Source organism: Bordetella genomosp. 11 (assembly GCF_002261215.1).
Lineage (GTDB): Bacteria > Pseudomonadota > Gammaproteobacteria > Burkholderiales > Burkholderiaceae_B > Bordetella_C.
Genome location: NZ_NEVS01000004.1, coordinates 865,718 through 884,119, shown reverse-complemented (window position 1 = coordinate 884,119; position 18,402 = coordinate 865,718). Strand labels below are relative to the sequence as shown.

Sequence of the window (18,402 nt, the reverse complement as noted above, 5' to 3'; positions counted from 1 at the left end):
CGGTGCCTTAGCCGATCAAGGCGCCCAATACCAGTACGGCCAATATGGCCCAGAACAGGAATCCCAGTATGGATCGCCGCAGCAAGGCGCGTATCGCGGCGAGCAGCAGCAGTACGCCAAGGATAAGCACGGCGAAATTGAACAGATTGGGGCTCATGCCCATGGCGTGCGCCACGCCTTCCGAAAACTGGCTGATCGCCCGGCCGATGCCGCCCAGCAGGTAGCGCAGCACGCCGACGATGGATCGGATGATTTCGCCCAGGACGCTGCCCAGGGATTCAAAGAAACTGTTCGATTGCATGTCGCCTCGGGGGGATGCCGGTTCCGTGTATCTTAACCACAGTCGGCCGCCACGATGGCGGGCGCCCCGCCGCCAGGCCTTTGAAGGCCCACGACCGTCGCGGCTTTGCCGCGGCCCTACGTTGCACCGCGCTAAGATGCCCGGTATCCGCCTGCCTTCATATGCGATCCCGATGGAACAGATAGAACTGAATGACGGCACGGCCGACCGCTTCCTGCTGGATGCGCCCGGCCTGTCGCTGCTGGTGTTTCATAGCCTCACGTGCGGCAATTGCCGGCAGGCGCGCGAGCGCCTGCCCGGGATGGACTTGCCGGTGCAACGCCTGTGCTGGGTGGATGCCGGCGATAACGGCGGGCTGGTCGAACGCTACGAAGTCTTCCACCTGCCCGCCATGTTCGTCATCCGCGACGGCGCCTTCCATGGCCCGGTGCAGGCCAGGCTGGAGGAATGGGATATCCGCCAGCAGATCAGCCTGGCGCTGGACGGCTACCCGGCGATCCTGCCATAAGCGTTCCGCCCTGGCGTATCAGTTGACCGTCGCGCCCGTATCGCGCACGACCTTGCCCCACTTGGCCGATTCCGATTTCAGCAACGCTTCGAACTCGCTTTCGCTGCTCAGGCTCAGCGTCAGCCCGGCGGTGGCCAGCGCCTTGGCGGCTTCCGGTCCCTTCATGACCTTGGCCGTGGCGTCATGCAGCTTGTCCAGGATAGGCTTGGGCGTGCCGGCCGGCGCCAGCAGTCCCAGCCAGATGTTGGCTTCGTAGCCTTTCACGCCGGCCTCGTCCAGGGTCGGCACGTCGGGCAGATCCGCCGAGCGTTCGCGCGTCGTGACGGCCAGCGCGCGCAGCCGCCCGGCCGCGATCTGCGGCAAGGCCGCCGTCACGCCCAGGAAACCCATCGACACCTGGCCGCCGATGATGTCGCTCAAGGCCTGCCCGCTGCCGCGATACGGTACATGGTTGATCTTGACATCGGCCATGGTGGCGAACAGGGCCGCGGCAAGGTGCTGGCTGCTGCCGTTGCCCGACGACGCATAGTCCAGGCGGCCGGGCTTGGCCTTGGCCAGCGCGATCAGTTCACCGACGGTCTTCACCGGCACTTTGGGATTGACGACCAGGACATAGGGGCTGTCCACCAGTTTCGTGATCGGCGCGAAACTCTTGATGGCGTCGTAGGGCAGCTTCTTGTACAGCCACGGGCCGATGACATGCGTGGTGGAAACCAGCACCAGCGTATAGCCGTCCGGCGCCGCCTTGGCCACGAAATCCGTGCCTATGGTGGAGCCCGCGCCCATGCGGTTTTCCACCACGACGGGCTGGCCCAGTTCGGGGGTGAGTTTTTCCGCCAGCATGCGCGCCACCACGTCGGTGAAACCGCCGGGCGCGAAAGGCACGATCAGCTTGATCGGCGCGCTGGGATAGGTGTGGGCATCGCCCTGCGCCCAGGCGCCGGTCATGCCGGCCGTGCCCAGGGCAAGCGCCGCCATGATGCCTGCAAATCGATGTCGCATCGTTGTCTCCTCCTTTTTCTATTTATGGAAGGCGCGGCCCGGTGTTCCGGGCTCGCGCATCGCGCCGCCGGGGCGCACCGCCGTCAGCGATACACGGGGTCGGGCTGCGTAAAGAATGCGTGCAGGATGTGATAGACCATCTTGTAGTTCTTCTGCTGGAAGCTGGCGTGCGAAATACCCTGCATGACGGTGAACTGCTTGAAGGTGTTGGGCAGCCGCTTGAAGAATTCCGCCAGGTCGTCGAAGGAAGCGATGCCGTCGTATTCGCCGCGCATGACGATGGTCGGGACGCGCAGCTGTTCCGGATCGATCAGGGGCAGCTTGCTGCACATGTCGACATAGGTACCGGTGGGCATGGAGTTATCCAGCGACAGGATGGCATCGGCGAAGGCGGACACCGTCTTCTCGTCGGCGCAGCCGGGATGGTCGCGCGAGAAAATGCTTTCGACGAAGGCCCGGTCTATGGGCCGACGGTTCTTGGCCAGGAATTCCGGCAGCTTCAGCTTGCGCTGCGCCAGCGTGGGACTGCCTTCGCCGGTCCAGACGAACGCGTCCAGGGCCGCGCGGGCGACGCGCTCGGGATGCTGCTGGGCGAACAGCGCGGCCTTCAGGGCCCCCGACGAAATGCCGTAGACCATCAGCTTGTCGTCCTTGGCACGCTTCAGGATGTATTCGCTGCCGGCGGCCAGGTCGAGCGCGCCATTGGGAATGTCGAAGTTGATCGGCCGATGCTTGCTGGAGCGGCCATAGCCTTCGTTATCCATGCACCAGGTATCGAAGCCGCGCGCGGCGAACCAGTCCATGACGGAGGAATCGGGCCGGCCCGGCACGCTGAGGTCGAAGGTGGGCTGCGAGGCCATGGAAGACCCGTGCACGAACAGCACCGTGCCGGCGTGGGGAACGCCGGCGGCGGCCGGCTTATGCCACATGAAAAGCCTGATATCGCCGTCGCGCTGGATCCAGTGTTCCTGGCCTCCCTGCCAGGTGACGGCGCCCGTGCCGCTCAAGGACGGGTCCTGGGACGATGCTGCTTGAACCATGCTGTCTTCCTATGAAGTGTCATCTACAGAGGAAAACATGGTGAACGCCCGGCTCGCCCGATTCAACAGGGTTCCGTGAAAAGATTGTTCACGAAGCGGGGCCCGGATTGTTCACCGCGCTTCGGTCGACTCACCCGGCCAGCCCCTGGTCCCAGTAAGGCCGGTCGCCGAAATACTCCCCCAGGAAACCGACGAACAGGCGCGTGCTCTGTGCCATGGTCGGATTGGGCAGGTAGGCCGCGTACAGGCCGCGTTCCGGCAGCCCGTATCCCGGAAGCACACGCACCAATTGGCCGCTGCGCAGCGCGTCGCCGGCCGCGAAGGTGGGCACCACGCCGATGCCCAGGTGGCCCAGCGCGGCATTCAGGACGGCATCCGCGCTGTTGGCCTTGAAATTGCCCTTGGGCCGCACGGGATGCGCGCCGGTCGCATCGGTGAACGACCATTCGCCCTTGCTGTTGACGAAATACACCAGGCAATTGTGCGCGGCGAGGTCCGCCGGCACGCGCGGCGCGCCATGCCGGGCCAGGTACGCCGGGCTGGCGCAGGCAACCCAGCGTACCGGCGCCAGGCGCCGCGCCACCAGCGACACCAGCAAGGGTTCGTCCGCCTGGCGTATCACCACATCGGCGCCCCCGGTGATCAGGTCGGGAAACTGCTGGCTAAGGTCCAGGTCGATGGAGATATCGGGGTACTGCTCCAGAAAGCGCGTAATCGCGGGCACCAGATGGCGGCGCCCGAACGCCATGGCCGAGCTGACGCGGATCAGGCCGCCCGGCGCGCTGCGGAACTGTTCGATCTCGTGACGGGCGTCCTCCGCATGGGCCACCAGTTGGCGGCAGCGCTCGTAGAACAGCGCGCCGGCCGTGGTCAGCCCGATCTTGCGCGTGGTGCGATGCAGCAATTTGACGCCCAGGGCGTGTTCCAGGTCGGCCACATGCTTGCTGGCCAGTGCCTTGGAGATACCTAGCTTTTCCGCGGCGCGCGAAAAGCTCTTCTCTTCCGCGATCACCGAAAAGGTCAGGAACTCATTCAGGTCGAGCATCGGGCGTCTGCGCCGCGGCGCCGCGGCGTGTCTCCATTGGTATCCGTCAAAAGGATTTTGACACGCCCGCGGAACACCGCGCGCCCTCACACTCCGGGAAGAATCACTGAACCGCCCCTTTATCCGCGACATGAGCGTCATCCAGAGCGACATCCCCGGCCGGCTCGACCGCCTGCCATGGTCCGGTTGGCACACCCGCGTCGTCCTGGCGCTGGGCGTGGCGTGGGTGCTCGACGGACTGGAAGTGACGCTGGTCGGCTCGCTGGGCAGCGTGCTCGAACGCCCGGACACGCTGGGGCTGGACGCGATCCAGGTCGGCTGGTCCGGCTCGCTGTATATCGCCGGCGCGGTGGTGGGTGCCCTGGTTTTCGGCCGGCTGGCCGACCGCCTGGGACGCAAGAAACTCTTTCTGATGACGCTGGCGCTCTATATGGCCGCCACGCTGCTGACGGCGTTCTCCACGAACTTCGTTTTCTTTTCGATTTGCCGCTTCGCCACGGGGCTGGGAATCGGCGGCGAATACGCCGCCATCAACTCGGCCATCGACGAACTGATCCCGGCACGGGTGCGCGGGCGCGTCAGCCTGGCCATCAACGGCAGCTTCTGGCTGGGAGCCGCGCTGGGCGCGGCCGTCAGCCTGGTCCTGCTCGACGCGCGCGTACTGGGTCCGGAATACGGCTGGCGGGCCGGCTTCGCCCTGGGGGCGGTGCTGGCCCTGGCCATCCTGCTGGTGCGGCGCCATGTGCCGGAGAGCCCGCGCTGGCTGTTGTCGCACGGCCGCGAAGCCGAAGCCCTGCGCATCGTCGAAGACATCGAGGCCCAGGTCGCCGCCCGCGAAGGCGGCCTGCCGCCGGCGGCCGGCAGCGTGACCTTCAACCGCCAGGCCGTGCCGACGGTGCGGCAGGTGGCGCATGTCCTGCTGCGGCGGTATCGCAAGCGCAGCGTGGTCGCCCTGTCGATGATGATTTCCCAGGCCTTCTTCTACAACGCGATTTTCTTTACCTATTCGCTGGTGCTGACGCGCTTCATGGACGTCCCGCAGGGACGGGTGGCGCTATACATATTTCCCTTCGCCGCCGGCAATGTGCTGGGACCGCTGCTGCTCGGCCCGCTCTTCGACCACGTGGGCCGGCGCCGCATGATCGCGCTGACGTATGTCTCGGCCGGGATCGCGCTGGCATTGACCGGCTGGGCCTTCATGGCGGGCTGGCTGAACGCCGGCACACTGGCGCTGTGCTGGTCGGCGGTGTTCTTCCTGGCGTCGGCCGCGGCCAGTTCCGCCTACCTGACGGTCAGCGAAGTTTTCCCCCTGGAAACCCGCGCGCTGGCCATTTCCATTTTCTACGCCGTCGGCACCGGCGCCGGCGGCTTCGTCGGCCCGGTGCTGTTCGGCACGCTGATCGAAAGCGGCAGCCGCGACGCCGTCGGCGCCGGCTATGCGATCGCCGCCCTGCTCGTCATCGCGGCCGGCCTGCTGGCCCTGCGCCATGGCGTGGACGCGGAACGCAAGCCGCTGGAGGAGGTCGCCACGCCGCTGGGGGCGGAAGACAACGCGCCCGCGCCGCCGCGAACGCAAGCCGTTCGCACTGAACTATGATGTATGGGTCATTCCTGCAAGGGCGCCCAGGCGCCATATCAACGCCGTTATAGGGGTACGCATGATCAGTAAGCTCATCCCGCTCGTTCTCGTCGCCAGTCTCGCCGCCTGCGCCCCCACGGGCCGGCAGGCGTCATCGGCCGGCGCGGACGGCACGACATCATCCACGGCCTCCGGCACCACGGACAGCACGACCGCCACGGAAGGCTCCACGGATAGCGGCGGTGGCGGCTACACCCCATCCTATGCGGCCAGCCAGGACTGCGACGCCCAGCCGGTGCAAAAACTGATCGGCACCAAGCTGACCACTTCGGTGGAAAACCAGATCAAGCAGGCCTCTTCTTCCAGCAAGACCCGCGTGCTCAAGCCTGGCGAAGTCATGACGATGGAATACGACCCGCGGCGCATCAATCTGATCCTGGACGAACAGGGAGCCCTGACCGCGCTGCGCTGCGGCTGAACACCCGCCACGGCTTGCGGGCCGCGGCATACAACGGAGGGCCCGCCATGACGACCACGCGCCGAACCGTCGCTTTTCCGGATGGACGATCCCTCTGTGCCCTGGGCCAGGGCACCTGGTTCATGGGCGAATCGGCCACGCGCGCCGCGGCCGAAATCCGCGCGCTGCAAGCCGGCATCGACCATGGGCTGACCCTGATCGATACCGCCGAGATGTATGCCAATGGCGGCGCGGAAGAGATCGTCGGCCGCGCCATCCAGGGCCGGCGCGACGACGTTTTCCTGGTCAGCAAGGTATTGCCGGGCAATGCGTCGCGCCGCGGCGTGGCGCGCGCCTGCGAGGCCAGCCTGCGCCGCCTGGGCGTGGACTGCATCGATCTTTACCTGCTGCACTGGCGCGGGCCATATCCGCTGGGCGAAACGATAGAAGCCTTCGAGGCACTGGTCGAGCAAGGCAAGATCGCCGCTTGGGGCGTCAGCAACCTGGACCTCGACGAAATGAAGGAAGTCAGCGCCCTGCCCCGCGGCGATCGGGCACAAACCGATCAGGTGCTGTACAACCTGGGGCGGCGCGGCATCGAGTTCGACCTGCTGCCGTGGTGCCGCGAGCGGCGGATACCGATCATGGCCTACTCGCCGATCGAACAAGGCCGCCTGTTGCATGACCCCACGCTCAAGCAGATAGGCGAACGCCACGGCATCACCCCGGCGGCGGCGGCGCTGGCATGGGTACTGCGCGACCCCGGGGTCATCGCCATCCCCAAGAGCGCATCGCGCGAACACCTGAAGCAAAACCTGGCGTGCCTGGACGTGACGCTGACCGACCAGGACCTGGCCGAACTGGACCAGGCCTTTCCGCCGCCCAAACGCAAGCTGCCGCTGGAAGTGCTTTAGGGCATTCCGCTACCGGCGGGCGATGGTCGCCACCACGGAGCCGCCGATGATCAGCAGCGCCGCCATCAGCAGCGACAGCGTGGCGGGCGTTTCGCCCGTCAGGACCAGCAAGAGTGTCGAAAGCAGCGGTGCCAGATACGACAAGGGGCCCAGCAAGGCCAGATGCCCGTGCTTGGTGGCATAGTCCCAGGCCAGGAAGGCGAGGCCCGTCGGCCCCAGCCCCAGCAGCACGATCGCGCCCCACTGCGCGCCGCTGACCGGCACGGTGGTTTCCAGCGCGGCGTGGCAGGCGGCCCCGGCCACCGCCACCAGTCCGCAAACGCCCACCATCATGCTGCTGGGCGCATTGGCGTAGCGGCGGTTCAGCACCGAATAGCCCGACCAGATCAGCGCGCAACCGAAGGCGGCGGCAATCCCGGCGACCGGCCACGCGGCATCGGCGGCCCCCGAGCGATCCAGCGCGATCAGCGCGGTACCGGCCAGGCCCAGCACCGCGCCCAGCACATGCCGGCCTTGCAGCCGCCCGCCGGGCGCCAGCGCGGAGAACAGCACGATGAACAAGGGCCACAGGTAGGCGATCAGGCTGGCTTGCGCGGCCGGCGCGTGGGATAGCGCATAGAAGTACAGGGCGTGATAGCAGAAGATGCCGCCGAAGCTCAGCAGCCAGGGGCGCAGCGGCTGGCGCATTTCCGCCAGCGCCGCGCGCCCGCGAGGCAACAGCGCGCAAACGCCGCCCGCGAACGCCACGCCGAAACTCAGTGTCAGCAGCTGGAACGGCGGCAGCGCGCCGGCCCGGACGGTCAACAAGGCCAGCGCGGCCCACAGCAGAATGGCGAGTACGCCTATCCCGGTCGCGCGGGCGGCGCTTCCCGCGCCCTTGCCGGATTGCGTCAACGCAGACACTGCATCACCCCCCGTTTCATCCCCGCGTGCTCCCGTTCGGATCCCGGTGCGGGATGGCGCGCATCTGTCGCCTCGCCCGCATCGAAGCCGCCCAGCATAACGAAAAACCGGCGCCGGCGCGCAGGCTTTGCCTGCACGCCGCACGCCGGTGGCCTCAGCGCACGTCCGCGCTAGGTATCGGGGCGGGCCTTACCCCGCCTGCGTGATGCGCGTGGGCAAATCGCGGCCGTGATACTTCTTGTAGATCGCGTTCAGCTTGCCGTTTTTCATATTCTCGCGGATCCAGTTGTTGACCCAGTCCTTCAGCGCGGGCTGGCCCTGCTGCAGGGCGATGCCCAGGTCGAAATCCTTCTGCCCGAACTTCATTTCGATGTTGCGCTGTGGCGCGCGCTTCTGGATTTCCGCCAGATTGGAGGGCGTGCTGGAGAAGATATCGATCTGGCCGGTCACCATCGAGGTGATCAGCGTGGCATCGTCCTCGTAACGCTTGATGTCCGCGCCCTTGGCCAGTTCCGTGGTGATGCTGTCGTTCACGGTCGCGCGCGTCAGGCCGATGGTCTTGCCGTTCAAGTCGGGATAGCCGGTGATCTTGATGTTCTTGGGCCCGCCCACGATCAGGGAAATCACCGCGTAAGGCACCGAGAAATCCACCACCTTGGCGCGTTCCGGCGTGATGGACAAGTCCGCCACCACGAGGTCGGCGCGCTTGGCCTGCAGCGTCGGCACGCGCGCCGCGTTGGTGACCTGCACGATATCCAGCTTCACGCCCAGGTCCTTGGCCAGCAACTGCGCGGTCTCGACGTCGGAACCGACGGGCTTCAGATTGTCGTCCACATAGCTGTACAGCGGGGTACCCATGGCGATGGCCACGCGGATCTTGCCGGCCTTCTTGATATCGGCCAGTTCGTCCGCGACGGCCGCGTGCGCGACACCGGCCAGCAACAGCGCGGCGACGCCGCCGCGCAGGAATAGAGGTTTGAGTTTCAAGAATGTCTCCTCGTTGAGGTTTGTGTTGATCGAACTGCCTTGAAAAAAACCTGGATCGCGCGGATCAAAGCCCGTTGCTCAGAAAGGCACGCAGTTCGGGCGTGCGGGGCGCGTCCAGCATGCCGCCGTCGCCCACCTCCCAGACCTTGCCCTGGTGCATATAGATGATGCGGTCGGCCACGCGCTTGGCGAAGGCCATCTCGTGAGTGACCAGGATCATCGTCATCCCGCCGGCCGCCAGGTCTTCCATGACGCGCAGCACCTCGCCCGTCAATTGGGGATCGAGCGCGGAGGTGACCTCATCGAACAGCATGACCTTGGGCGACATGGCCAGCGACCGTGCGATCGCCACGCGCTGCTGCTGCCCGCCGGATAACTGTTCCGGATAGGCCGCCGCCTTTTGCGCCAGGCCCACCTGCTCCAGCACCGACATCGCGATGCCGCGCGCCTGTTCGCGGCTGTGCTTCTTGACATGCCGCAGCGCCAGCATGATGTTTTCTTCCACGGTCAGGTGGGCGAACAGGTTGTAGCTCTGGAACACGATGCCCACTTCCAGCCGCAACTGCCGCAGATCCACGTCCGGCCCGTCCACGCGAATGCCGCACACCTCGATACTGCCCTGGTCTATGGTTTCCAGGCGGTCGATGCAGCGTAGCGCGGTGCTCTTGCCCGAGCCGCTGGCGCCGATCACGGCGATCATCTCGCCCTTCGCCACCTCGAAGGAAACACCCTGCAGGACCTGGTTCGAGCCGAAGCGCTTATAGACATCGTCGAGCTTAACGATTGCCGACATTGAGCTTGTTCTCCATCGATTGGCTCCAGCGCGACAGCGGGTAGCACAGCACGAAATAGAAAGCGGCCACCAGGCCGAATACGAGGAAGGGTTCGAAAATGGAGTTGTTGATGATCTGGCCGGCGCGGGTCAGCTCGATGAAGCCGATCACCGACGCCAGCGAGGTCATCTTGATCAGCTGCACCAGGAAGCCGACCGTGGAAGGCAGTGCCAGCCGCACGGCCTGCGGGATGATGACCAGCCGCAGCGTCTGCCAGCGGGTCATGGCCAGGCATTCGGAGGCTTCCCATTGCGGCGTGGGCATGGCCTGCACGCAACCGCGCCAGATGTCGCCCAGGTAGGCGCTGGTGTAGACCATCAGGGCCAGGCCGGCCGCCACCAGCGACGGCACTTCGTAGCCATAGACCGACAGGCCGAAATAGACGATGAACAGCAGGATCAGCAACGGGATGCCCTGGATGATTTCGATATAGACCAGGGCCGATACCCGCAGCCAGCGGCGCGGCGAAATCCGCGCCAGCATCACACCGAACCCGCCGATGCTGCCCAGCACGAACGCCAGCGCCGACAGCACCAGCGTCCAGCCGATCGACTGCACCAGATACCAGAAGTGCGCCATCGAAAAACCGTGCATCACGCGGCCTCCCGCTTGATGGCCGCCGATACGCTGGCCCGCGCGGGCGGCGCCTTGCCGGCCCGCACCGCGGCGAGGCGGATCGCGCGACGCCGCTTGAAGGCATACTCGCCCACCGCCCATGCCAGCAGCTTGATCAGCAGGGACAGGATCAGGTACAGCGCTGCGACCACGATATAGGTCTCCAGCGAGCGGAACGTGTCGGATTGCACGGTGTTGGCGACGGCCGTCAGTTCCTCCGCCGAAATCTGCGATGCCACGGCCGAGGCCTGCATCATCAGCAGGAACTGGCCGGTCAGCGATGGATATACCTTCTCGATGGACGGCTGCAGCATCACGTGCCAGCCGATGCGCCACTTCGGTAACCCCAGGCATTCCGCGGCCTCGATCTGGCCGCGCGGCACGGCTTCGAGGCCCGCGCGGATGATCTCCGCCGCATAGGCGCCGATGTTGACGATCATGGCCAGCACCGCCGCCGTGAATGTCGGCAGATGGATGCCCGCGCTGGCCAAGCCGAAGAACAGCAGGAATATCTGGACCAGGAAAGGCGTGTTGCGCACCGCCTCGATATAAACGGCGCAGGCACGGGCCAGCAGGCGATAACGGCTGCGCTTGGCGAACGCCACCAGCGTACCGAGGATGACGCCGAAGAAAATCGCGACGGCGGTCATTTTCAGGGTCAGCCACGCGCCCTTGAGGAAGACCGGCCAGTAGGGCCAGAGACTACTGAAATCCAGGGAAAAGCTCATCGCGCGCTAGTCTCGTTCTTTATCGGGGCGGTGCTTGTGGCCCACCCCTCTTTTCTTGGATATCGCGGTGCCGGTTCGGCGGAGCGGCACCGGCCTACGCTGGCGCAGACTATATCATCGATGTACGACAACGTACATGGTGCAAATCCCTACGGGCTAGACCTGGAATTCTGTCTCATAGCTGAATGCCGGGACAGATGCGTGAAAGCTGGGGGCACGTTATATGACAACTGATGAGAACTGCATCGAAGAAGTGGCTCAATACACCACGGGCCCGCGACAGGCCACGCTGCAGGCGGTACGGGTCGCCGGCTGAGTCCCGCCATCCGGGAAGTGGCGCGCGCGCCGCTCCCGACCCATGTCCGCGCAACATCCGGAGTGCGATCGGAACGTGGACAGGCCTAGACTGGAACCGTCATTCACACAGTCCAGTTAACGCCGCGCCCGCGGCAAGGCCCCGCATGTCCTCATCCGAGCATCACGCCGCGCGCCAGACCACGGCGGGCGTCGACACCCCCAGGCGCCCGCCCGCCCGCGCCGCGCAACCGTCCACCCTCGAATTGGACACGCCGCCCGTCGGCCTGGCCGGACAGGACTGGGCCGAGGTGGCCCGGGCGCTGGACGATGAAGGCTGCGCCGTGCTGCCCGGGCTGCTGTCCGACGCCCAGTGCGACGCGTTGGCGGCCTGCTATGACGACAACGCGCGCTTTCGCAGCCGTATCGTCATGAGCCGTCATGGCTTCGGACGCGGCGAATACCAGTACTTCGCCTATCCGCTGCCCGGCCTGATCCAGGCCTTGCGCGAACAGACCTACGCTTACCTGGCCCCTATCGCCAATCGCTGGAATGCCGCCATGGGCAATCCCGTGCGCTATCCGCCGACGCATGCGGGCTTTCTGCGCCGCTGCCACCAGAGGGGCCAGGCGCGCCCCACCCCGCTGCTGCTGCGCTATGGCCCGGGGGACTACAACTGCCTGCATCAGGATTTGTACGGCGAACACGTATTCCCGCTGCAAATCGCGATATTGCTTTCCCGGCCGGGTCGCGACTACGCCGGCGGGGAGTTCGTGTTGACCGAACAACGGCCGCGGATGCAATCGCGCGTGGAAGTCGTGCCACTCGATAAGGGCGATGCCGTGGTATTCGCCGTCAACGAACGTCCGGTACAAGGCACGCGCGGCGTCTATCGCGTCAAGCTGCGCCACGGCGTCAGCCGCCTGCGCGAAGGCCGCCGCCATGTGATGGGCGTGATCTTCCACGACGCCGCGTAGGCGCGAGCGGCACGTTGGCACGGCACACGCCCACGCCCAGGCACTGCGGCACGCCGGTGCCGCATGCAGGACGATACGAGAGCCGCCGCGCCGCCCGCATCCGGGGACCGTTGTTTCCGTGCATGGTTTTTTTTGGAAGCACGCACTATCTTGCCGATTCAATGCCTATTCCATGCCCCGGACCGCTCGCCGCGCGCGTCCTGCCTACAATCGTCCGCAGTGTTATTCCGCACACGCCGTTCGATCAAGGAGTAGGCAATGAAACCGACCATCCTGCGTACCACTATCGCTTGCGCGGCGATGTCGGCCGCGCTGCTGGGCGTGGCCGCCGGCGCGCGGGCGGCCGACGCATCGACCGCGGCCAGCGTCCTGAATACCTGCGAAACCGCCATCGGCAATCAACCGCGCACCGCCATGCAGGGATGCCTGAAGACCCGGTTGAAGACCGCGCAGCAGACGATGCGCGCCGCGTATGCCCAGGTGGAATCCGGCCTGAAGAAAATCGATTCGGCCGCGACACCCGAAGCGCTGCGCACACTGAAACACTCGCAGGACAGCTTCAATAGTTTCATGCACAAGGAATGCCGGCGCCAGGGTGCCGCCATGCTGGGGGGATCCGGCGCGGGCGACATGGAGCTGGCATGCCAGGTCGCGCTGGCGCAATGGCGGACAGCGCAGTTGCGCCAGCAATAAGGCCGGTCAGTCCCGCATCTCGCCCATCTGCCCGGCGACGTAGTCCAGGAAGCACGCGATTCGCGATGCCAGCTGGGTATTGCGGTAGTACACCGCGTGCACGGGCTGGCGCGTCTCCACGGTATCGCGCGCCAGTACCTGCACCAGGTCGCCGCGGCGGCGATCCTCGCGTGTCATGAAATCCGCCAGGCAGACCAGGCCCTGCCCGGCAAGCGCCAACTGGCGCAGGGTTTCGCCACTGGACGCCGACAGCGTGGGCTGGATGGGCAGGCTGTCTCCCGAGGCGTGACGCAGCGGCCAGTGGTTCAGCGTTTCCGGCTGCGTGAAACCCAGCAGGCTGTGGCGCGCCAGGTCGTCGGGACTGCTCGGCTTTCCCCGTTCGGCCAGATACGCGGGGCTGGCCAGGATCCGCAGCGCATTGCTGCCCAACGGCCGCGCGTGCAGCGTCGAATCGCGCAAGGGGCCGATGCGGATGGCGATGTCGGTGCGCTGCTCCAGCAAATCGATGATCTGGTCGCTGGTATGCAGCTCCAGGGTAATTTCGGGGTATCGCTGGCGAAAGCCGCCGACCAGCGGTACGACGACGTGCAGCATGAAGGGCGATGCGGCATTGATGCGCAACAGGCCCGAGGGCACGTGGCGGCGCACGGCCATCTGCTCTTCCATGGTGTCCACGGATTCGACGATGCGCCGGGCGTCGGCCAGGAAGTGCCGGCCCTCCTCCGTCAATGCGAGCCGGCGCGTCGTGCGCTGCAGCAGGGTGGTGTCCAGCTTGCGTTCGAGGCGGCCCAGGGCGCGGCTGATGGCGGATACCGTCTGGCCCAGCCGCGCCGATGCCGCGGTGATGGAACCGCTATCCACCACGGCGATGAAGGTCTGCATTTCGTCGAGGGTTGTCTTCATGGGGCAATGTTAGCCGTTGACTTCGGCTTCGGCGCCCCGATATAAGAAGGCATGACCGCTTCCCGTGCCGGCGCCGATGCGCTGGACGCTTTCCATCCCGCTGTCGCCGCCTGGTTCCGTCACGCTTTTCCGTCGCCCACCCCGGCACAGGAGGCCGCGTGGCCCCTGATCGGCGAGCGCCGCCCCGTGCTGATCGCCGCGCCGACCGGTTCGGGCAAGACCTTGACCGCCTTCCTGGCCGCCATCGATGAACTGGTGCGCGCCAGCGTGGCGGCCGGCGGGACCCTGCCCGACGCAACCACGGTCGTCTACGTCTCGCCCCTGAAGGCGCTGTCCAACGATATCCAGGTCAACCTGGAGGCCCCCCTGGCCGGCATCGGCCAGGAGCTGCTGCGCCTGGGACTGCCCGATCATGGGATCCGCACGGCCGTGCGCACCGGCGATACCACCCAGCAGGACCGCGCGGCGATGCGCAAGCGCCCCCCGCACATCGTGGTGACGACGCCCGAATCCCTCTACGTCCTGCTGACCTCCGCCAGCGGCCGCGCAATGCTGGCGACCACGCGCACGGTGATCGTGGACGAAATCCATGCCGTGGCCGGCACCAAGCGCGGCAGCCATCTCGCGCTGAGCCTGGCGCGGCTGGATGCGCTGTGCGGCGAAGCGCCCGCGCGCATCGGGTTGTCGGCCACGCAAAAACCGCTGGACGCGGTGGCCCGCTTCCTGGCCGGAACGGGCCGGGGTAACGATTGCGCCATCGTCGATGTCGGCCATACCCGCCGGCGCGATCTGGCAATCGAACTGCCGCCCGTGCCGCTGGAAGCTGTCATGGCCAACGATGTATGGGAGCTGGTGTACGACCGCATGGCGGTGCTGGCGGCGCAGCACCGCACGACGCTGGTGTTCGTGAATACCCGGCGCATGGCCGAACGCGCCGCCCGGCATCTGGCGCTGCGCCTGGGCACGGAAGCGGTGGCCGCCCATCATGGCAGCCTGTCCAAGGAACACCGCCTGGACGCGGAACAGCGCCTGAAGCGCGGCCACCTGCAGGTGCTGGTGGCCACTGCCTCGCTGGAATTGGGCATCGATATCGGGGATGTGGATCTCGTCTGCCAGGTCGGTTCGCCGCGCGGGATCTCGGCGCTGTTGCAGCGTGTCGGGCGCGCGGGACACCATGTGGGCGGCGTGCCCAAAGGGCGCCTGTTCCCCACTTCGCGCGACGACCTGATCGAATGCGCGGCGCTGCTGGATTGCGTGCGGCGCGGCGAACTGGATCTGCTGCGGATTCCGCGCGCGCCGCTGGATGTACTCGCGCAGCAGATCGTCGCGGACGTCTCATGCCGCGAATGGGGCGAAGACGAACTCTTCGACATGGTGCGCCGGGCCGATCCCTATGCCGGCCTGCCACGCGAACGCTTCGACGCCGTGCTGCGCATGCTGGCCAGCGGCTACGTGGGCCGCAATGGACAGCGCGGCGTCTACCTGCACCGCGACGCGGTGGCGCGCACGGTGCGAGGCAAGCGCGGAAGCCAGCTGACCGCGATGACGTCCGGCGGCACCATCCCGGACAACGCCGATTACGCGGTGATCCTGGAGCCGCAGGGCCTGAACATTGGCACGGTGAACGAAGACTTCGCCGTCGAAAGCCTGGCCGGCGATGTCTTCCAGCTTGGCAATACCTCGTACCGCATCCTGCGCGTGGAGACCGGCAGGGTGCGCGTCGAGGATGCGCACGGCATGGCCCCCAGCATTCCCTTCTGGATGGGAGAAGCGCCGGGACGCAGCGATGAACTATCGGCCGGCGTGGCGCGGCTGCGGGAACGCGTGAACGCCCTGCTGGGCGCGACGCCCGCCCCGGACGCCGCGGCCGGCGGCGCCATGGCGTTGCGCAGCGATACGCCTGACGACCTGGACCGGGCATCGGCCGCCGGGCTGCCCGCCGGGAGCCAGGCCGTGCTGGACCATGCGGCCGAAGCGCTGGCCGACGAGACCGGCATCGATCTGTCGTCCGCCCGCCAGATCGTGGAGTACCTGGCCCGCGCGCGCACCGCCCTGGGCGAGCTGCCCACGCAGGACACGCTGATCCTGGAACGCTTCTTCGACGAATCGGGCGGCATGCAACTGGTGCTGCATGCGCCCTTCGGAAGCCGCGTGAACCGCGCGTGGGGCCTGGCCCTGCGCAAGCGTTTCTGCCGGCGTTTCAACTTCGAATTGCAGGCGGCCGCGACCGAGGACGCCATCGTGCTTTCGCTATCGGACTCGCACAGCTTCCCGCTGGAGGAAGTCTGGAGCTACCTGCGCGCGGCGACGGCCGAACATGTGCTGGTCCAGGCCCTGCTCGACGCGCCCCTGTTCAATGTGCGATGGCGCTGGACCGCCGGTGTCGCGCTGGCGCTGCCGCGGTTCTCCGGCGGCCGGAAGGTACCGCCGCAGATCCAGCGCATGCGCAGCGACGACCTGCTGGCCGCGGTGTTCCCGGACCAGGCCGCCTGCCTGGAAAACATCCAGGGCGAACGCGAGGTGCCGGACCATCCCCTGGTCGGCCAGACGCTGGACGATTGCCTGCATGAAGCCATGGACAGCGCTGGATGGCTGGACGTCCTGCGCCGCGTCGAGCAAGGCCAGTGCCGGTTGCTGGCGCGCGACCTGCCCGCGCCTTCGCCGCTGGCGATGGAGATCCTTAGCGCAAAACCCTATGCCTTCCTGGACGATGCGCCGCTGGAAGAACGCCGTACCCACGCCGTCATGGCGCGCCGCTGGACCGATCCGGCCAGCACCGACGACCTGGGCGCGCTGGATGCCGACGCCATCCAGCGCGTGCGCGACGAAGCCTGGCCCCAGCCGCGCGATGCCGATGAAATGCACGAGGCGCTGAACGAACTGGCCTTCATCACCCCCACCGAGGCGGACGCGGGGGAAAACTGGAATACCTGGCTGCAGGCATTGATGCGGGCCGGGCGCGCCTGCCGCCTGTATTTGCCGGCGGCACTGCCGGACGGGACATTGGCATCGCAACCGGCGCCGGCGTCTTCGACCGCACCGGCATCCGCTTCCGATTCCGTGCGATGGGTGCCGCTGGAGCGCCTGGGGGCCCTTCTTGCCGCCTACCCCGGTGCCCGCGCCGAACCGGTGCTAAGTCCGCTGCCCGGCGATGCGGACTGGGAAGCGGACAACGCCCAGGTAGAGGTCCTGCGCGCGCGCCTGGGGGCCGCCGGCCCCATCACGGCCGCCGCGCTTGCCAGCCTGTTATGTTGGCCCGCATCCAGCGTCGCCATTGCGCTGGCGCGGCTCGAAAGCGAAGGCAGCGTCATGCGCGGCCGCTTCAGCCCCGGCGCCCGCGAAGAAGAATGGTGCGAGCGCCACCTGCTCGCCCGCATCCATCGCTACACGCTGAAGCGCCTGCGCAGCGAAATCGAACCGGTCTCGCGCCAGGACTTCATGCGCTTCCTGTTCGACTGGCAGCACCTGTCCGCCGAGGGACGCCTGCGCGGCCCGCACGCGCTGCCCACCGTCCTCGACCAGCTGGAGGGCTACGAAGCCCCCGCCGGCGCCTGGGAAAGCGAACTGCTGGCCGCGCGCATCGCCGACTACGCGCCGGACTGGCTGGACGAACTGTCGCGGGCAGGCAAGATCGCCTGGACGCGCCTGTCCAACCCGGTCCACGGCGCCGGCGTCCGTCCGGGCGCGGGACCGGTCCGCGCCACGCCCATGGTGATTCTGCCGCGGCGGCATCTGCGCATATGGCAATCGCTGCCGCATCTGGAAGCGCCGGTAGAGATCTCTCCCCGCGCGCAGCTGGTACTCGCCGCCCTGCTGGACGGCGGCGCCATGTTCTTCGACGAGCTCGCCGCGGAAACGCGCCTGCTGCCGGGCCAGCTGGAAGAAGTGCTGGGAGAACTGGTCGCCGCCGGCCTGATCGCGGCCGACAGCTTCGCCGGCTTGCGCGCCCTGCTCGTGCCGGCGTCCAAGCGCACCGCCCACGCCGCGCGCCGGCGGCGCGGCGCCATGCCGGACCCGCTGGAAGCCGCGGGACGCTGGGCGCCCGTGCGGCGTCCCCGGGAAGCCGCGACGGCCACGATGCCGGCCGCCCCGCCCGCAAGCGGCGCGCGCGCCGCGGTCGCGCCCGACACCCTGGAACACATCGCCCGCGTGCTGCTGCGCCGCTACGGCGTGGTCTTCTGGCGCTTGCTGGACCGCGAACCGGGCTGGCTGCCGCCGTGGCGGGAATGGCTGCCCGTCCTGCACCGCATGGAAGCGCGCGGCGAAATCCGCGGCGGGCGCTTTGTCGACGGGCTGGCGGGCGAACAGTTCGCCCTGCCGGAAGCCATCCCCCTGCTGCGTGAAGTCCGCCGCCGCCCGCTGGATGGCGCCCTGGTTCGCCTGTCGGCGGTCGATCCGCTGAACCTGTGCGGCAGCCTGCTGCCGGGCGATAAAGTGCCCGCCCTGGCGGGCAACCGCATCCTGTTCCGCGATGGCGTGCCCGTCGCCAGTTGGATCGCGAAGAAGCCCCACTACGATCACGGCCTGGAAGGCGCCGAACGCGAACGCCTGCTCCGCGTGCTGATCGCCGGAGAACCGCAAAGCCTGGAGACCGCGGACACGGACGCCTGATGCCGATTGCGC

17 protein-coding genes are annotated in these 18,402 nt (G+C 67.2%); 7 read left to right on the top strand and 10 right to left on the bottom strand.

Annotation, left to right across the window (positions count from 1 at the left end; genetic code table 11):
- Positions 1-7: 7 nt before the first annotated feature.
- Positions 8-301 (bottom strand): hypothetical protein, encoded by a 294-nt coding sequence (locus tag CAL28_RS11795; RefSeq protein WP_094841557.1) that lies wholly within the window; start codon positions 299-301, stop codon positions 8-10.
- A gap of 172 nt (positions 302-473) precedes the next feature.
- Here CAL28_RS11795 and CAL28_RS11790 point away from each other — a divergent pair, with 172 nt between their 5' ends.
- Positions 474-809 (top strand): thioredoxin family protein, encoded by a 336-nt coding sequence (locus CAL28_RS11790; protein ID WP_094841556.1) that lies wholly within the window; start codon positions 474-476, stop codon positions 807-809.
- An 18-nt stretch (positions 810-827) separates the two neighbouring features.
- Here the strand turns inward: CAL28_RS11790 and CAL28_RS11785 are convergent, their stop codons facing one another.
- From CAL28_RS11785 to CAL28_RS29500, 3 genes are all read right to left on the bottom strand, one after another.
- Positions 828-1,811 carry a tripartite tricarboxylate transporter substrate binding protein gene (locus CAL28_RS11785; RefSeq protein ID WP_254926097.1) on the bottom strand — a complete coding sequence of 328 codons (984 nt, stop codon included), beginning with the start codon at positions 1,809-1,811 and terminating at the stop codon, positions 828-830.
- Between the two features lie 83 nt (positions 1,812-1,894).
- Positions 1,895-2,851, bottom strand: a complete 957-nt coding sequence (locus CAL28_RS11780; protein WP_094841555.1) for an alpha/beta hydrolase — start codon at positions 2,849-2,851, stop codon at positions 1,895-1,897.
- A gap of 130 nt (positions 2,852-2,981) precedes the next feature.
- On the bottom strand, positions 2,982-3,896 hold the full coding sequence (locus CAL28_RS29500; protein ID WP_176463969.1) for a LysR family transcriptional regulator: 915 nt from the start codon (positions 3,894-3,896) through the stop codon (positions 2,982-2,984).
- A gap of 130 nt (positions 3,897-4,026) precedes the next feature.
- Between CAL28_RS29500 and CAL28_RS11765 the strand changes: the two genes are divergently transcribed.
- The 3 genes from CAL28_RS11765 (at position 4,027) to CAL28_RS11755 (ending at position 6,846) form a co-directional block, all read left to right on the top strand.
- Complete coding sequence (locus CAL28_RS11765; protein WP_094841554.1) at positions 4,027-5,493, top strand: MFS transporter; 1,467 nt, start codon at positions 4,027-4,029, stop codon at positions 5,491-5,493.
- Between the two features lie 61 nt (positions 5,494-5,554).
- Positions 5,555-5,953, top strand: coding sequence for an I78 family peptidase inhibitor (locus CAL28_RS11760; protein ID WP_094841553.1), 399 nt, complete (start codon positions 5,555-5,557; stop codon positions 5,951-5,953).
- Positions 5,954-6,000: 47 nt separating this feature from the next.
- A complete protein-coding gene (locus CAL28_RS11755; protein WP_094841552.1) occupies positions 6,001-6,846 on the top strand; it encodes an aldo/keto reductase in 846 nt (281 codons plus the stop codon).
- A 9-nt stretch (positions 6,847-6,855) separates the two neighbouring features.
- Here the strand turns inward: CAL28_RS11755 and yddG are convergent, their stop codons facing one another.
- The 5 genes from yddG to CAL28_RS11730 form a co-directional block, all read right to left on the bottom strand.
- Positions 6,856-7,749 (bottom strand): aromatic amino acid exporter YddG, encoded by an 894-nt coding sequence (yddG, locus tag CAL28_RS11750; RefSeq protein WP_094841551.1) that lies wholly within the window; start codon positions 7,747-7,749, stop codon positions 6,856-6,858.
- 189 nt (positions 7,750-7,938) lie between these two features.
- Positions 7,939-8,736, bottom strand: a complete 798-nt coding sequence (locus CAL28_RS11745; RefSeq protein WP_094841550.1) for a transporter substrate-binding domain-containing protein — start codon at positions 8,734-8,736, stop codon at positions 7,939-7,941.
- 64 nt (positions 8,737-8,800) lie between these two features.
- Positions 8,801-9,529: an amino acid ABC transporter ATP-binding protein gene (locus CAL28_RS11740; RefSeq protein WP_094841549.1), complete on the bottom strand. Its 729-nt coding sequence runs from the start codon at positions 9,527-9,529 to the stop codon at positions 8,801-8,803.
- Positions 9,513-10,163 (bottom strand): amino acid ABC transporter permease, encoded by a 651-nt coding sequence (locus CAL28_RS11735; protein ID WP_440588379.1) that lies wholly within the window; start codon positions 10,161-10,163, stop codon positions 9,513-9,515. Before CAL28_RS11735 ends, CAL28_RS11740 begins: the two co-directional genes overlap by 17 nt.
- The gene (locus tag CAL28_RS11730) at positions 10,163-10,912 is read right to left on the bottom strand and encodes an amino acid ABC transporter permease (protein ID WP_094841547.1); all 750 of its coding nucleotides are present in this window, start codon (positions 10,910-10,912) and stop codon (positions 10,163-10,165) included. Before CAL28_RS11730 ends, CAL28_RS11735 begins: the two co-directional genes overlap by 1 nt.
- A 461-nt stretch (positions 10,913-11,373) precedes the next feature.
- On the opposite strand from CAL28_RS11730, the gene CAL28_RS11725 reads away from it, so the two are divergent.
- The gene (locus CAL28_RS11725) at positions 11,374-12,183 is read left to right on the top strand and encodes a 2OG-Fe(II) oxygenase (RefSeq protein WP_094841546.1); all 810 of its coding nucleotides are present in this window, start codon (positions 11,374-11,376) and stop codon (positions 12,181-12,183) included.
- Positions 12,184-12,441: 258 nt separating this feature from the next.
- Positions 12,442-12,876 (top strand): lysozyme inhibitor LprI family protein, encoded by a 435-nt coding sequence (gene umoC / locus CAL28_RS11720; RefSeq protein WP_094841545.1) that lies wholly within the window; start codon positions 12,442-12,444, stop codon positions 12,874-12,876.
- 6 nt (positions 12,877-12,882) lie between these two features.
- On the opposite strand, the gene CAL28_RS11715 is transcribed toward umoC, so the two are convergent.
- Positions 12,883-13,779, bottom strand: a complete 897-nt coding sequence (locus tag CAL28_RS11715) for a LysR family transcriptional regulator (protein WP_094841544.1) — start codon at positions 13,777-13,779, stop codon at positions 12,883-12,885.
- 51 nt (positions 13,780-13,830) lie between these two features.
- Here CAL28_RS11715 and CAL28_RS11710 point away from each other — a divergent pair, with 51 nt between their 5' ends.
- A complete protein-coding gene (locus tag CAL28_RS11710; protein WP_094841543.1) occupies positions 13,831-18,390 on the top strand; it encodes a DEAD/DEAH box helicase in 4,560 nt (1,519 codons plus the stop codon).
- Positions 18,391-18,402: the final 12 nt, after the last annotated feature.

Bases quoted from the DNA above. Each gene is read 5' to 3' on its own strand.
- CAL28_RS11710 (WP_094841543.1), top strand. From the start codon at position 13,831: ATGACCGCTTCCCGTGCCGGCGCCGATGCGCTGGACGCTTTCCATCCC.
- CAL28_RS11795 (WP_094841557.1), bottom strand. From the start codon at position 301: ATGCAATCGAACAGTTTCTTTGAATCCCTGGGCAGCGTCCTGGGCGAA.
- CAL28_RS11735 (WP_440588379.1), bottom strand. From the start codon at position 10,163: ATGCACGGTTTTTCGATGGCGCACTTCTGGTATCTGGTGCAGTCGATC.
- CAL28_RS11715 (WP_094841544.1), bottom strand. From the start codon at position 13,779: ATGAAGACAACCCTCGACGAAATGCAGACCTTCATCGCCGTGGTGGAT.
- CAL28_RS11765 (WP_094841554.1), top strand. From the start codon at position 4,027: ATGAGCGTCATCCAGAGCGACATCCCCGGCCGGCTCGACCGCCTGCCA.
- CAL28_RS11785 (WP_254926097.1), bottom strand. From the start codon at position 1,811: ATGCGACATCGATTTGCAGGCATCATGGCGGCGCTTGCCCTGGGCACG.
- CAL28_RS11790 (WP_094841556.1), top strand. From the start codon at position 474: ATGGAACAGATAGAACTGAATGACGGCACGGCCGACCGCTTCCTGCTG.
- umoC (WP_094841545.1), top strand. From the start codon at position 12,442: ATGAAACCGACCATCCTGCGTACCACTATCGCTTGCGCGGCGATGTCG.
- CAL28_RS11780 (WP_094841555.1), bottom strand. From the start codon at position 2,851: ATGGTTCAAGCAGCATCGTCCCAGGACCCGTCCTTGAGCGGCACGGGC.
- CAL28_RS11730 (WP_094841547.1), bottom strand. From the start codon at position 10,912: ATGAGCTTTTCCCTGGATTTCAGTAGTCTCTGGCCCTACTGGCCGGTC.
- CAL28_RS29500 (WP_176463969.1), bottom strand. From the start codon at position 3,896: ATGCTCGACCTGAATGAGTTCCTGACCTTTTCGGTGATCGCGGAAGAG.
- CAL28_RS11755 (WP_094841552.1), top strand. From the start codon at position 6,001: ATGACGACCACGCGCCGAACCGTCGCTTTTCCGGATGGACGATCCCTC.
- CAL28_RS11740 (WP_094841549.1), bottom strand. From the start codon at position 9,529: ATGTCGGCAATCGTTAAGCTCGACGATGTCTATAAGCGCTTCGGCTCG.
- CAL28_RS11760 (WP_094841553.1), top strand. From the start codon at position 5,555: ATGATCAGTAAGCTCATCCCGCTCGTTCTCGTCGCCAGTCTCGCCGCC.
- CAL28_RS11725 (WP_094841546.1), top strand. From the start codon at position 11,374: ATGTCCTCATCCGAGCATCACGCCGCGCGCCAGACCACGGCGGGCGTC.